Source organism: Prevotella sp. P4-51 (assembly GCF_002251455.1).
Taxonomy (GTDB): domain Bacteria; phylum Bacteroidota; class Bacteroidia; order Bacteroidales; family Bacteroidaceae; genus Prevotella.
Genome location: NZ_NPJM01000037.1, coordinates 1 through 12,878, shown reverse-complemented (window position 1 = coordinate 12,878; position 12,878 = coordinate 1). Strand labels below are relative to the sequence as shown.

General features: G+C 48.0%; 12 protein-coding genes and 1 pseudogene. 8 read left to right on the top strand and 5 right to left on the bottom strand.

Annotation, left to right across the window (positions count from 1 at the left end; genetic code table 11):
- Positions 1 to 200, bottom strand: a 200-nt coding sequence (locus tag CIK94_RS13980) for a helix-turn-helix domain-containing protein (RefSeq protein ID WP_173845674.1), incomplete at its 3' end; no start/stop codon positions are given.
- Positions 201 to 292: 92 nt separating this feature from the next.
- On the opposite strand from CIK94_RS13980, the gene CIK94_RS13975 reads away from it, so the two are divergent.
- The 8 genes from CIK94_RS13975 to CIK94_RS04510 all read left to right on the top strand — a co-directional run bounded on the left by CIK94_RS13975 (position 293) and on the right by CIK94_RS04510 (position 9,167).
- The gene (locus CIK94_RS13975) at positions 293 to 502 is read left to right on the top strand and encodes a hypothetical protein (RefSeq protein ID WP_144008292.1); all 210 of its coding nucleotides are present in this window, start codon (positions 293 to 295) and stop codon (positions 500 to 502) included.
- Between the two features lie 675 nt (positions 503 to 1,177).
- Positions 1,178 to 2,113 (top strand): helix-turn-helix domain-containing protein, encoded by a 936-nt coding sequence (locus tag CIK94_RS04540; protein WP_094389028.1) that lies wholly within the window; start codon positions 1,178 to 1,180, stop codon positions 2,111 to 2,113.
- A gap of 140 nt (positions 2,114 to 2,253) precedes the next feature.
- On the top strand, positions 2,254 to 3,372 hold the full coding sequence (locus CIK94_RS04535; RefSeq protein ID WP_057259280.1) for a site-specific integrase: 1,119 nt from the start codon (positions 2,254 to 2,256) through the stop codon (positions 3,370 to 3,372).
- Positions 3,373 to 3,614: 242 nt separating this feature from the next.
- Positions 3,615 to 4,445, top strand: a complete 831-nt coding sequence (locus CIK94_RS04530) for a hypothetical protein (RefSeq protein ID WP_057259282.1) — start codon at positions 3,615 to 3,617, stop codon at positions 4,443 to 4,445.
- Positions 4,446 to 4,655: 210 nt separating this feature from the next.
- Positions 4,656 to 5,030, top strand: a complete 375-nt coding sequence (locus tag CIK94_RS04525; RefSeq protein WP_007758558.1) for a helix-turn-helix domain-containing protein — start codon at positions 4,656 to 4,658, stop codon at positions 5,028 to 5,030.
- A 5-nt stretch (positions 5,031 to 5,035) separates the two neighbouring features.
- Positions 5,036 to 6,190, top strand: a complete 1,155-nt coding sequence (locus tag CIK94_RS04520) for an AAA family ATPase (protein ID WP_057259283.1) — start codon at positions 5,036 to 5,038, stop codon at positions 6,188 to 6,190.
- Positions 6,191 to 6,369: 179 nt separating this feature from the next.
- Positions 6,370 to 7,482 (top strand): DUF6371 domain-containing protein, encoded by a 1,113-nt coding sequence (locus CIK94_RS04515; RefSeq protein WP_094389041.1) that lies wholly within the window; start codon positions 6,370 to 6,372, stop codon positions 7,480 to 7,482.
- Between the two features lie 281 nt (positions 7,483 to 7,763).
- Positions 7,764 to 9,167: a mobilization protein gene (locus CIK94_RS04510; protein WP_094421562.1), complete on the top strand. Its 1,404-nt coding sequence runs from the start codon at positions 7,764 to 7,766 to the stop codon at positions 9,165 to 9,167.
- Between the two features lie 92 nt (positions 9,168 to 9,259).
- Here the strand turns inward: CIK94_RS04510 and CIK94_RS04505 are convergent, their stop codons facing one another.
- The 4 genes and pseudogenes from CIK94_RS04505 to CIK94_RS13960 all read right to left on the bottom strand — a co-directional run.
- Positions 9,260 to 10,225, bottom strand: a complete 966-nt coding sequence (locus CIK94_RS04505) for a CfxA family broad-spectrum class A beta-lactamase (protein ID WP_057259305.1) — start codon at positions 10,223 to 10,225, stop codon at positions 9,260 to 9,262.
- 909 nt (positions 10,226 to 11,134) lie between these two features.
- A complete protein-coding gene (locus CIK94_RS04495) occupies positions 11,135 to 11,788 on the bottom strand; it encodes a DUF1349 domain-containing protein (protein WP_094389026.1) in 654 nt (217 codons plus the stop codon).
- A gap of 16 nt (positions 11,789 to 11,804) precedes the next feature.
- Positions 11,805 to 12,554, bottom strand: coding sequence for a response regulator transcription factor (locus CIK94_RS04490; RefSeq protein WP_022309628.1), 750 nt, complete (start codon positions 12,552 to 12,554; stop codon positions 11,805 to 11,807).
- A 218-nt stretch (positions 12,555 to 12,772) separates the two neighbouring features.
- Positions 12,773 to 12,878: pseudogene (locus CIK94_RS13960) on the bottom strand (IS982 family transposase); the annotation flags it as partial.

Below are 12,878 nucleotides of genomic sequence, written 5' to 3'. Positions count from 1 at the left end.
AAGGTACTAATCCATCTCCAAATAGTCTCACGTCTGATGCCAAAAACTCTTGCTAATTCTGCCTTACTGACTCCATTTACCAGATGTGCGTGCAGTATCATACGTTTTTGGTCGTCTGATAGGCGCTTTATGCAAGATTGCTTGCGTTGAAGTGCTGGTTCTTGGAACTTTAATACTTCATTTTTGTTCTCTTTGCCCATTTTATTTGAACTTTTTTATTCAACTTAGTTCAGGGCAATACAGCGTTACCCACAGCAGGATATAATATAGGATGATATAAACACAAAAAGCCATGGCGGCTGTTGTCGGCTTCGCCTTTTTGGTGACGGTAGCGACGCCAGTCGGAAAACGAGTTTTCCTCCTTGTCATCACCACCATCCCCAACGCCATGCGCTGCATGGCGACAACAGCAGCCACGGTAAAAAAAAGCGGCCGTTGGCCGTTCAAAAAATTCGCCGTTGGCGGTAAAAAAACAGTTGCTTGTGTTATTCCATCTGATTGACACCTGCCGATAGGAAAAAAAGCTAATCACTTTTTGTACCGGCGCAAGCCGGACTTTTTTTTACCGCCAACGGCGGACTTTTTGTATTTGCGGCTTTTCAGCCTGCCATCAGGCAGGCGCGGCTGGGGGTGGCGGGGAATAGCCGAGAGCTCGCTCTCGAGATATTACACGACACACACGGACGCACAGGGCGAAGCCCTGAAAAGCCACAAATCTTTTTGTAGCTTCTTATGCGAGTATATCCAGAGAATATCGAAGCGCATGAGACACATAACGCCTACGGCTAAACGCAACACTTACAGCGTTGCATTTTGGCTATGTATTTAGAAGCGTAGAACAACCAAAAACAATCAGAAATATCCAAACATAAACATTTAATTATCAGTACATTCTAAAAATTAACACTTTTCGGCTGCTTTTTGATGCTTCCCAAATTTCCACATATTTTTGAGACGTATTTCTGACGTGGAGAATTTGCGGGGCTTGTTTTTTGTCACACCGTGCAGACAGTTGACAAGGGTTTACAACCGTTTACGACAAGCGACAATATCCGCCCCGACATTCAGTGACGGTCACATCGTGTAGAAAGGCGACAACCGTTGACTGCCGTTTACATCCGTTCACCACTTCAGGAATATAGGATTGAAGAAATGAACCAGTAAACGATAAAGCAGTATGAAAGCAACCCGAAAATGCAGTTTTTGCGGCAAGTCCTTTGTAACCTGCAGCGGAATGCAAAGGTATTGCAGCGAGGCTTGTCAGGCGGAAGCCCGGCGAGCCAGAATGACACAGAAGAACAACCTCTTCAAAGCCGTCCGGCCAATCATGGAGATACAGCATCAGGAGTATCTCACCTTTTCCAAAGTAGCCATACTCATGGGCTGTTCCCGACAGTACATCTATAAACTTGTAGCCATGGGCAAGCTGAAAGCCTCACGCATCAGCAACCGCATGGCATTCATCCGCAGAGCCGACATCGAGCGGATGCTGGAGAGCAATCCCTACCACCGCATCCTGCCCGGCAGCACTTCCACACCGAAAAAATCCGCTTCATCTTCCTTCCCGGCGAAAAAAGAAAAAAGGGAAAAGGTAACCGATGAAGTGCCGGACTTCTATTCCGGTGAAGAGGTGATGTCCCTTTATAAGGTCAAACAGTCATGGCTCTATACCACCGCCAAACGCAATCGCATTTCCATCTGCCGTATCGCTGGAAAGAACTATTACAGCAAGAAGCATGTTGACGAGTTCTTCGGTACGGCTGTTGATATGGACAGTATCACCGACTGGCTCCTGACCGAAGAAGCGGAAGAGCAGTTCGGCATGAAGCCTGCCGCACTCCGGGCATACGCCTACCGGCACAGGATACCGACCAAAAGAGAATACGGCCGCACCTATTACTCCAAGTCCCATCTGGACGAACTCCGCAGAACCGACCTTGTGAACGACGAGCGTTATTACACCGTGGAACAGGTCCGGCAGATTTACGGACTTTCCTCAGCCAACATCTGCCATATCGTCAAGGTTAGGCACATCGAAAAGATAAAGGTCGGCGTGAAGAACCTGCTTCTACGCTCCGACGTGGAGCGTGTCATGGCTGAAAGGAACAAATAACCGCAAGCAACCGCCATTACTCGAAAATTATTTTAAAATGATTGTCGTGGAGATATTCACGGCTGTTTCACGTTGTTCCTTTGCCACCGTGAACACGGAGACACCTCCGGAAATGTACAACCAGTTAAAACATCATCAATATGAGTAAATGCAAGACAGTAACCTTGCGCAAGCGCAAGATCAAGAACGGTACACAGTATTCGCTGTGTCTGGACTATTATCCCGGCTACCGTGACAACACCACCATGAAAGTGATAACACGTGAAGCTCTGGGTATTTACATTTTTGCCAAACCTGCCAACCAGCAGGAGCGTGACTTCAACGCACGCATGATGAAGAAGGCAGAGATACTCCGCAACAGGCGTTACGAAGCCATCTTCAACGAGAACAACGGCTTCTTTGACAAGGCCAGGATGAAAGGGGATTTCCTCGCCTACTTCAAGGAACTGGCAGACAGAAGGAATATCAAGTGGCAGCACGTCTACAAACACTTTGAACGGTTTGTAAATGGCAAATGCACCTTTGAAGAGGTGGACGTGGACTTGTGCCGCAAGTTCATGGAGTACCTGCTGAACGCTCCCCAGACCATACATACCAACCAAAAGCTGCATATCAATTCTGCGGCGGGCTACTGGTCGGCTTTCCGTGCCGTCCTGCACACGGCCTACCGTGACAGGAAGATAAAGGAGAATCCCAACGGCTTTCTGGACCGTATCGAGAGTATTCCCACCATGAGAGAGCATCTGAGCCAGGAGGAACTGATACGGCTTGCCGAAACGCCATGCGAGGAAGAGGTTCTGAAAAGAGCTTTCCTTTTCGCCTGCCTGACGGGATTGCGGAAGAGCGACATCAGGCAGCTTACCTGGCAGCAGATACAGCCGTATACCAACGGCAAGATGTTCGTGACCACCCGTATGCAGAAGACGAAGCAGATTGTACACAACCCCATCAGTGATGAAGCCTACGGACTGCTCGGGGAACGGCATGAAGGACTTATCTTTGAGGGCTTCAAGGACAAGATGCTGCAGGGGCCCCTGAAGCGTTGGCTGTCGGCGGCAGGCATAACCAAGAAGATAACCTTCCATTGTACCCGGCATTCATTCGGAAGCCTGCACGTGGAAATGGGCACGGACATGGCTGTCATACAAGCCTGTCTGGGACACAAGAACATTACCACCACACAAATCTATTCCAAGATGGCTGCACAACAGATGTGCGAGGTGGTGGACAAGATAACCCTGAAACACAAGGAAGCATAGGCCTTGTTTCAGGATATTCAGGGGGAGCGGTTATTGCGTGCAGGCTTTAACCGCTCCCTCAGTTTCTGATGGCACCATTCCTTAAAAAGTCATTATAGTATGATATTTTGGTATGATTCCGGACTTTTGGTGAAAAACATTGAAAAAGAAACCGCCAACCAAGGCTAATGAGCAATAATTGGAAGAATACCATTAAATTTGCAAAGACCTGACAGTTACAAGTAATAACCGAAAAAAACGATATGGAACCAACGATAAAGGACAAATACATCATTCTGGGATTCATCGGCGTTGCCATCTGCCTGATTTCCTTTTTTATCACGCTGATTGTCTCCGCAAGTTTCAATCAGGACAATTTTGTAAGGCTGATAGTCTTTGTATGCAGCAACATTCTCGGTTGGCTGCTCTATCTCTCTTTCCAGACGGTCATTTTCGACTCATACGAGATCTGGAAACTCAAGTCCAGCAAGAAAAAGGCATCTGCCGGAATCATAAGGGCTCAGGAAGAACAGCTACAGGATGCAAATGAACCTGCAGCTCCGACACCAATGCCGACAAACAGGGAAGCAACCCCGGATATAAAACCGGTAGAGATTGCCATTGCCCCGGAACTGCACGAAAAGAATCGTGCCAGCTATGAGGACAGACAGAAGCAGGAAGAGGCGGAACGGATCCGCATGGTCATGGAGTACATCCACTTCGTCATGCCCCGTATTGCCGACAAGGAGACCGTCAACCATATCTGTGCCGAGGTCAACAAGTGGATGTGCCTTCACAGCTACAAGCCCAAGCCGATAACAGGACGGCTGACCAGGGAGATTACCAACATTCCGCTCCGCCATTTCGTGTGGAACATCTCCGAGCGTTTCATGTACAAGAAATACTACAACGGGGACAACCGTGCCAATTTTATCAAGACCCTTTTTCCACGTGAGTTTGCCGACACGGATATAGCGACCATAAAGAACTTCAAGGTCGATCCGTCAAAGACGCTTATTCCCATTGACGAACCCGAAAACGGCAGTCTGGACTTCCATTATCCCGAAGATTATGCACGGAAAGTGAACAGTTGACCGTTTCCCGGGGATATAACAACAATAACGACAAGTATCAGGCAACACGTAACAGCCTGTATCTCATTGTTTCCCGAATAGCTTTGCCCGTCATTCACGGTTGGGCATCGTTATTTGGGAATTATTTTGCAATGACATCCCGTGAATATCTTCACGGCCATATCATTGCGGTCCTTTGCGCCAAGCCTTACAAAAGAGGCGAGTACGCAAATGGAAAAAACAGTGATTACATTCAACGACCTACCGGAGGTCGTAGCCCAGCTTCGGGACGAAGTGATGAGCTTGAGAAGCCTGCTTACCGAGCAGCGCAGTGTGAACAATGCAAAGGCGGTGGACACCCATGTCCCCATGTCCGTGGATGAAGCGGCGGAATATCTCGGTATTCCCAAGGGAACGCTCTACATGAAACTGTCGGACGGAAGCATTCCGGCCACCAAGCCCGGCAAACGCTATTGCCTTTACCGTGACGAACTGGACAGATGGCTGGAATCCTCCCGCAAGAATCCCGTACCCCTGTCCGATGAGGAACTCAGCGAGTCCATGTCCTCCTCCCATCGCCGCAAGCCCGGCCAACGTAACTGGTAAAAGCCATGGAAGAGGACAAGAACTATATCAGCATGATCCATGGCGACCTGACAAGGGCAGCCCAGATGCAGAACGGTATGCCGGAAAATATCGGCGTGATGAGCATAAAGACCGCCAACCGGACCATACTCGAAGCATCGCAGCTGCCCACGCCCCGTGCGTTGTGGGACAGTTTCTGGTACGAGGGGGAACTGTCCTGCCTCTTTGCGGATTCCAACGTGGGGAAATCCATCCTTGCCGTGCAGATAGCCGACCGTATCGCCCGGACTGACAACGTGCTTTATCTGGACTTTGAACTCTCTGAAAAGCAGTTCCAGCTCCGCTATACCGACGAGTACGGAAAGCCTTACACCTTTCCCGAAAGGCTGTACCGGGTATCGCTTGACAGCGACGCCCTTCTGGATGCCGACTTTGAAGGGACAATCATCGGCAGCATCGAACAGATGGCACAGCAGACCCGCTGCAGGATCTTCATCGTTGACAACCTTACTTACCTGTGCTGTGCCATGGAGAAAGGCGATGCGGCGGGACGGCTGATGATACAGCTCAACAATCTCAAAAAGAGATACGGGCTTTCCATCCTTGTCCTGGCACACACCCCAAAGCGTTCACTGGACTGTCCCATCACGTCCAACGACCTTGCCGGAAGCAAGCGGCTCTACAATTTCTTTGACAGCGTGTTTGTCATCGGGAAAAGCGCACTGGACGGGGGACTCCGCTATGTGAAGCAGCTTAAGGTCCGTTACGGGACATTCTCGTATGATGCCGACAATGTGATTGTCTATGAGATTGAGAAAACGGATGCCTTCCTGCAATTCGTGTTCAGGGGCTATTCAACCGAAAAGGAACACCTGAAGAAACCGGGTGACAACGAATCGGGACAAAGGGATTGCCTTATCCTGCAACTGTCCCAATCCGGGAAGTCAGTCCGGGAGATAGCCTCGCAGGTCAATTGCGGCAAGTCCACCGTCAGCCGGATAATCCAGCGCAGCAAGGAGGACAGGAACGCAGCTGTCCCTGCTGTCCCGCTGTCCCGTCCCAAGGAGAACGGGACAATGGGACAGGTGGGACAGCATGGGACAGATGGGACAAGCGGGACAGCAGGAGAAGCAAGGCAGGCGGAGCTGTTTGCAGGACATGAAAAGGAGGACAAACCATGAAAAAGCAGCCTGCACACGGCTGTATGCCAGCCGACCGTATCATTTGCAGAACATGGGAGCATACAAACCGGGCCCTGATTTTCCAGAGTGTCCCGGGGTGTCCCAAGTGTCCCACTGTCCCAGCCTTTAGGGGACGGGACAGCGGGACAACAGTAGAAAACCAAACATCAAAAAAAGTCATGAGCAACTATTCATTACAGAAATATAAAGGAACGTCAACACGGCATACCTGTCCGAATTGCGGGGACAGACGTTCCTTTGCCTACTATGTGGACGAAAGCGGTACGCCCCTTCACCCGTCAGTCGGCAGATGCAACCACGAAAGCGGTTGCGGGTATCATTATACGCCCAGACAGTATTTTCACGACCACCCCGAATGCCGGACCACCGGTGATTTCTCTTCCGGCAGACAATGTATGGCGCAGAAGCCCAAGCAACCGCTGCAACAGACAGCCATCGGTTACATACCGCCGCACTATGTGGAGAAATCGCAGAGCGTGCATAGCAACTTCTGCCGTTTCCTTTCAGTACTGCTTGATTCCTATTACGGCAGCAAGGCAAAGGAAGTGCTGGAACGGTTGATGGAGGATTACCGTCTGGGAGCTACCCGTGACGGTGCGGTCATCTTCTGGCAGATTGACCGGGAGAACAAGGTGCGGACTGGCAAGGTGATGCAGTACAATCCCGGGGACGGACACCGTGTAAAGGACGGACATGCATCGGCAGTGAACTGGATACACAGCATACTGAAAAGGCAGCGGGTGCTGGCGGAGGAATGGCAGCTTTCCCAATGCCTTTTCGGGGAACACCTGCTGAGTGTCTATCCTGACAAGGTGGCGGTTCTGGTGGAATCCGAGAAGAGTGCCGTTATCGGTTCCGCCCTCTTCCCCGATTATGTATGGCTGGCGGCAGGAGGCAAAAGCCAGTTGCGGGAGGAAAAGCTCCGTGTACTGAGCGGACGGACCCTACTTCTCTTTCCAGATGCCGATGCCTATGCCGAATGGAAAGAGCGTGCCGACGGCATGACCTTCTGCAAGGTGATGGTGTCTGACCTCATAGAGAAGAACGCAACGCCGGAGCAGAAGGCGGCACATATCGACATAGCCGACTGGATAATTTACCAGATACGGGACAGCAGGATAAATTGTACAGCTGACCATCTGGTGGAAGCGGAAAGAATCCTGCTAAGAATGACAGGAAAGAACCCCGCCCTTCAAAAGCTGATAGATGATCTGGGGCTTGTGCTGGTCAGTGCATCCCTAATCGGCAGCGGTGACGGAAACCCTCCTTAACGGAGGAGAGCGGAAACCGGAGGTTGTAGTGTCGGACAATGGCTTGCCATTGATATAGCCCACTATAACTACACGCTTCGCTTACGTAGTTGTGGGCTCTCCCGAGAGGATTAGGGTTTTACCCTAATAACCCACTCAGGGCGTTTCTCCCCTGAGAACCCAGAGCAAAGAGTGACCCTCTCTTTGCAATCTCCGCTTATGGGTTGCACCCCTAAGAACCCCATGCGTTTACGGACAGCGGAAAAGCTAACAATAAAGTACAAACCAAAAAACAAGTATCTATGGCAACAAAATCAAGCATACATATCAAGCCCTGCAACATCGCATCGAGCGAGGCTCACAACAGGAGGACTGCCGAATACATGCGCCACATCGGAGAGTCCAGAATCTATGTCGTTCCTGAACTATCCACCGATAACGAACAGTGGATAAATCCCGACTTCGGCAGTCCGGATTTGCGGACGCATTATGACAATATCAGACAGATGGTAAAGGAAAAGACCGGACGTGCCATGCAGGAAAAGGAGCGTGAACGCAAAAGCAAGAACGGTAAAATAGTCAAGATTGCGGGATGCTCCCCCATACGTGAAGGAGTGCTGCTTGTCAGGTCGGACACCACACTGGCAGACGTGCGTAAATTCGGTGAGGAGTGTCAAAGACGCTGGGGAATCACACCGCTGCAAATCTTCCTGCACAAGGATGAAGGGCATTGGCTGAACGGTCAGCCGGAAGCGGAAGACAGGGAAAGCTTCAAAGTCGGGGACAGATGGTTCAAGCCGAACTATCATGCCCATATCGTTTTCGACTGGATGAACCACGAAACAGGAAAGAGCCGAAAGCTCAATGACGATGACATGATGCAGATGCAGACCCTTGCATCCGACATCCTGCTGATGGAACGCGGGCAGTCAAAGGTTGTCACTGGTAAGGAGCATCTGGAACGGAACGACTTTATCATTGAGAAGCAGAAAGCTGAACTGCAACGCATGGATGCAGCCAAACGGCACAAAGAAGAACAGATAAATCTTGCCGAGCAGGAACTGAAACAGGTGAAATCAGAAATACGCACTGACAAGTTAAAGAAGACAGCCACCACGGCAGCGACAGCCATAACTAGTGGAGTTGCTTCTCTTTTCGGGAGTGGAAAACTGAAAGAACTGGAACGTGCCAACGAAAAACTGCAAGACGAGGTTTCAAAACGGAACACCAATATTGAAAAATTGCAGAGCCAAGTACAGCAGATGCAGAAACAGCATGATACGCAAATCCACAATCTCAGAGAAATGCACAGGCAGGAACTTGACATGAAAGAAAAAGAACTGTCACGGCTCGCCAGAATCATAGACAAGGCTTTTAGGTGGTTTCCGATGTTCAGGGAAATGCTGCGCATGGAAAAGTTTTGTGCCATGCTGGGATTCTCTAAAGAAATGACTGAAAGTCTTATAGTCAAAAAAGAAGCCCTGAAATGTAGCGGTAAAATCTATTCCGAGCAACACAGGCGGAACTTTGATATAAAGGATGATATTTTAAGGGTGGAAAATGACCCTGACGATGAAAGCAGGCTGAACCTGACAATAAACAGGAAGCCGATTGCCGACTGGTTCAGGGAGCAATGGCACAGGCTTAGATATGGAGCAAGAGTGCCGCAACAGGAAGAAAGAAAAAGTAGAGGATTCAAATTATAATAGAAGCAATTTGATTAGTAATCTAAAAGCACTCCGATAACGATTAGAGTGCTTTTAGATTACTAATCATTAATTATCAAAGCAAGTGCAGTTTAAGATTTTACTGAAGTTTGCATTAATAAAGAATATACTACAGCTGATATATGCGCAACATATTGTGACGCTTGTGATTCATTTCCCTTGAAATCCTTAACAAATACCGCTAAGGTATAACTGATATTATTAGGCAGACATATATAGGCAACATCATTGTGAGCTGCAAGAACACCATTTTCATTAACATAACCTGAACCTGTCTTATGCGCTATAACAACCCCTTCTTTATCAAGAAGTGGAGCTGCTATCCTATCTACACCTGTTTTGCATTCTTTTAACGTATTCTTAATGAAACTTTGTTTCTCATCATCGATAAGACCTTCAGTAAACAAACGATTCATCAACATTGCAGCACCAAGAGGAGATGTATAGTTAGAGTAAGCCTTGTTATGGTCAGCCGACATTTCCTCTTCCGTATAAGCTATCTGAAAACTTGAACGAGGAATGAGTGTGGCTATAAAACTATCTGTTTGAGCGACATTAACCATATCCTTAAACATAAGGTTGCTTGCATTGTTGTCACTCTGAGTAAGAGTATAACGCAGCAAATCTCTCACTGTCAATGATATGACTGGCCCTGAATAATCTTTCAGCATAGGACTCCAAGTCTTTGGGTCAAGTTTATCCCTATTTATATTTACTAAGGTATCAAGTGAAATTCCTTTATTGTCAAAGTCATTACAAAGAGCTAATGCCTGATGAACCTTAAACACACTCATCATAGGATAAACACTCTTATTATTGACCTTAACCGTATCTCTGTTATTAACAATAACCGCCACACCAATTTCGCCAGGACAAGCTGAGACAATTTGAGAAATGCTATCAGTCAAAACATTTGTTAAAGGAGGATTTGCGCTATCTTTTGTCGCTGATTTATGGAACAATGAAAATACCAAGATGAAAATGCAAACTAAAGCTATACACAAAACTACGATTTGTTTTTTTCTGTTTTTTCCCATGTTTATATTATTTATATTTGTTTGACGAGAATATCTTTATTTGCCGACAAAGGTACATAACTTTACGGAAAAATATGTTTCTAAAATATATAAATAGACAGCTGTGGGGAAAAATTAGATAATTAAAAAGGCTAAATGACTGAAAATAATCACTTAGCCTTTTAATCCGTACCCAGACCCGTACTTCGTAATTGCTGCGCCCATCATTCAAGACTGTCAAATCGGGTCTTTCCTGTCAAGCCAATGATGCCTATGCGTATGCCAAACACATGGATTACGGATTTCTCGTTCCGTGAACAAACACTTTATCCGCAACTCTGCTATGTGGTGTATTGGCTTAACTCCATTTCTATGGGCAACACTTTTGTTGCAGATTTCAAGCAGCTTTTATCGAAATACCCATCAGTAAGAACCCGTTTATTAGGCTTTCCTCATAATTGGGAACAAGAGCCTTTGTGGAGATAAAATAATTGCCCTGTTTCTTAAAAAGCACTGGGGCAAACCAGCTCCGTCTTTAATTGTTTCCAATAAATGGATTGTTTCAAGCCCCTATAGAAAGAGAACAAAAATTCCTGTGTGAAAATTAATCTACGACAAGGAGCAAGCAAGGAGCAATATCAAACAAAAATCAATACCTTTGCAGTACATATGAGATAGACCAAAACAAAAGTGGAATATCGGAAACGAATAGCAAGGAAAAGAGAAGAAACGACCCAAGTTGATGTCCTTTTTGAGTTAATAATCAATAAAAGCGTTAAATCTTCACCTTTTAGAATGTGCAATTAAAAATAACAACCATATTTCTGACTTATTATCTATAAAATATTGAGTAATAATCGGTTGTAAATACTGGCTATGTATACATAGGGTAGAGACGCTGCGCATCTTAACACTGGGGGAGGTACAATATCAATTGTCGGCGTGGGCCTTGAGCCACTCGAGGCGACGCTGGTCGGGCAGGTGCTTTACCTGGAAGCCTTCAAACTTGGCCTTGAATCCTTCGCCGTCGGGGCAGGCGGTGGCAAGACCCACCTGTACCGGCGTGTTGTCCTGCATCCAGCAGTTGCGCATCATGGTGTAGGTCTTGTCGTCAAAGGAATAGAATATCTCAATGGCGTCGAGACGGCGCACGGCCTTGATCCACACGTGGTCGACGGAGCGGTCGAGGGCGATGACGCTCCAGTCGCTGGTGTGATGGGTGACGACAGTGCTGAGATTGTACTTGCCGTCGACATACTCGATACCGGCCTTGAGCCAGTTTTCCTTGTCGATGCGAATCATCAGACCAGCCTGGTCAAAGCGTACCTTGTAGTCGCCGGATATCTTGACCTTGGCCTCAAACTCACCCCCATAGGTGGCATAATAGAACGGTGCGTCATCGACGGTGAATCCATAATGCGAAATGCGCCAATAGTCGCAATGACCGGGTACATCCATGACCAGGGTGTTGCCCTTGATGTCATAACTTGCTGGTTCGTTGAACCATGTCATCTTGTTCAGACTCTGTGCGCCAGCTGTCATAGCCATAACAGCAAACGCGGTGATTGCCAATAGTTTTTTCATATCATTTGTTGTTGTATCAATCCAGTAATCCCAGTTGTTTGGCCTTGTGGCAAGCCTCGACCATATTAGATGCCTGCAGCTTGTTGATGATGTTCTGGCGGTGACGGTCTACCGTGTTCTTGCTGATATCCAGACAGGCGCTGATGGCCTTGCTCGAGCGTCCCTCATTGACCAGATGCATGATGGTAATCTCTCTCTCGCTGAGCAGTTGCTTCTCGTCGATGTCTATCTGCCGTTCCTCGCCGCTGAGAGAGTTGCGCATCAGGGCAAGATGGCTGGTCTTGGGGGCAAGGTTGAAGAGACAGATGGCATAGCACACGCCACGCTGACCATGGCCCTTGAAGTAGAATATGCGGTGGCGGGTGGGGAGATATCTGCCGTGACTGTCGCACATGCGCATGGTGTTTTCGAGATACCAGTCGAAGGCCCGGTCCGAGTGAGAGGTGCTCACAAACTGATAGTAGACCAGTTCCTGCAGATGGCGGCGGCACTGGTCGTCGGGGTGAATGCGGCTCAGTATCTTCTCTTCCCAGATGGTGTCTATCTTCTCATAGCTGCCCGCCGGCTCGAAGCCCAGGATATCGCTGGTCTTGCCATAGTATATATGGCTCTTGTCGGTGCGGAGATTGCTCAATACGGCAATCGAGTTTTCGCACATCGCATACGATTTGGCGATGAAGCGGAACTGCAGTTCCTCATCTTCATCCAGACAGCCGTCCATCTGTTGGCGCAGCCGTTCGTCGAGCTTGTCATTGATAGCTATCATTGTCTCTGGCTTTTGCCTACAAAATTAGAATATAACAAGGATAACAACAAATGACAATCAGAAAAAGTGACTGCCAATGGTCATTTATCAGTAGCAGAGGGCTGCTGCCGACCACGGAAGGCAGCCAAGGCGAAAACCGACATGGGGCTTCTGTCACACCGACAGCCACCATTACATCTCTACTGCCACCTTAAAAGAACGTGAGTTCGACGTAAGAGTTATGCAATTAGTTTGCTTTTGTCAATGATTTCAATATTCATTGACGGCTTTTTGGGCAGTAGATTGTATGCAATGAGGCCTGCAAAGAGATTGGTTGCAAAGTTG

Coding starts and splice junctions, on each gene's coding strand:
- CIK94_RS13975 (WP_144008292.1), top strand. CDS start 293: ATGGCGGCTGTTGTCGGCTTCGCCTTTTTGGTGACGGTAGCGACGCCA.
- CIK94_RS04540 (WP_094389028.1), top strand. CDS start 1,178: ATGAAAGCAACCCGAAAATGCAGTTTTTGCGGCAAGTCCTTTGTAACC.
- CIK94_RS04535 (WP_057259280.1), top strand. CDS start 2,254: ATGAGTAAATGCAAGACAGTAACCTTGCGCAAGCGCAAGATCAAGAAC.
- CIK94_RS04530 (WP_057259282.1), top strand. CDS start 3,615: ATGGAACCAACGATAAAGGACAAATACATCATTCTGGGATTCATCGGC.
- CIK94_RS04525 (WP_007758558.1), top strand. CDS start 4,656: ATGGAAAAAACAGTGATTACATTCAACGACCTACCGGAGGTCGTAGCC.
- CIK94_RS04520 (WP_057259283.1), top strand. CDS start 5,036: ATGGAAGAGGACAAGAACTATATCAGCATGATCCATGGCGACCTGACA.
- CIK94_RS04515 (WP_094389041.1), top strand. CDS start 6,370: ATGAGCAACTATTCATTACAGAAATATAAAGGAACGTCAACACGGCAT.
- CIK94_RS04510 (WP_094421562.1), top strand. CDS start 7,764: ATGGCAACAAAATCAAGCATACATATCAAGCCCTGCAACATCGCATCG.
- CIK94_RS04505 (WP_057259305.1), bottom strand. CDS start 10,225: ATGGGAAAAAACAGAAAAAAACAAATCGTAGTTTTGTGTATAGCTTTA.
- CIK94_RS04495 (WP_094389026.1), bottom strand. CDS start 11,788: ATGAAAAAACTATTGGCAATCACCGCGTTTGCTGTTATGGCTATGACA.
- CIK94_RS04490 (WP_022309628.1), bottom strand. CDS start 12,554: ATGATAGCTATCAATGACAAGCTCGACGAACGGCTGCGCCAACAGATG.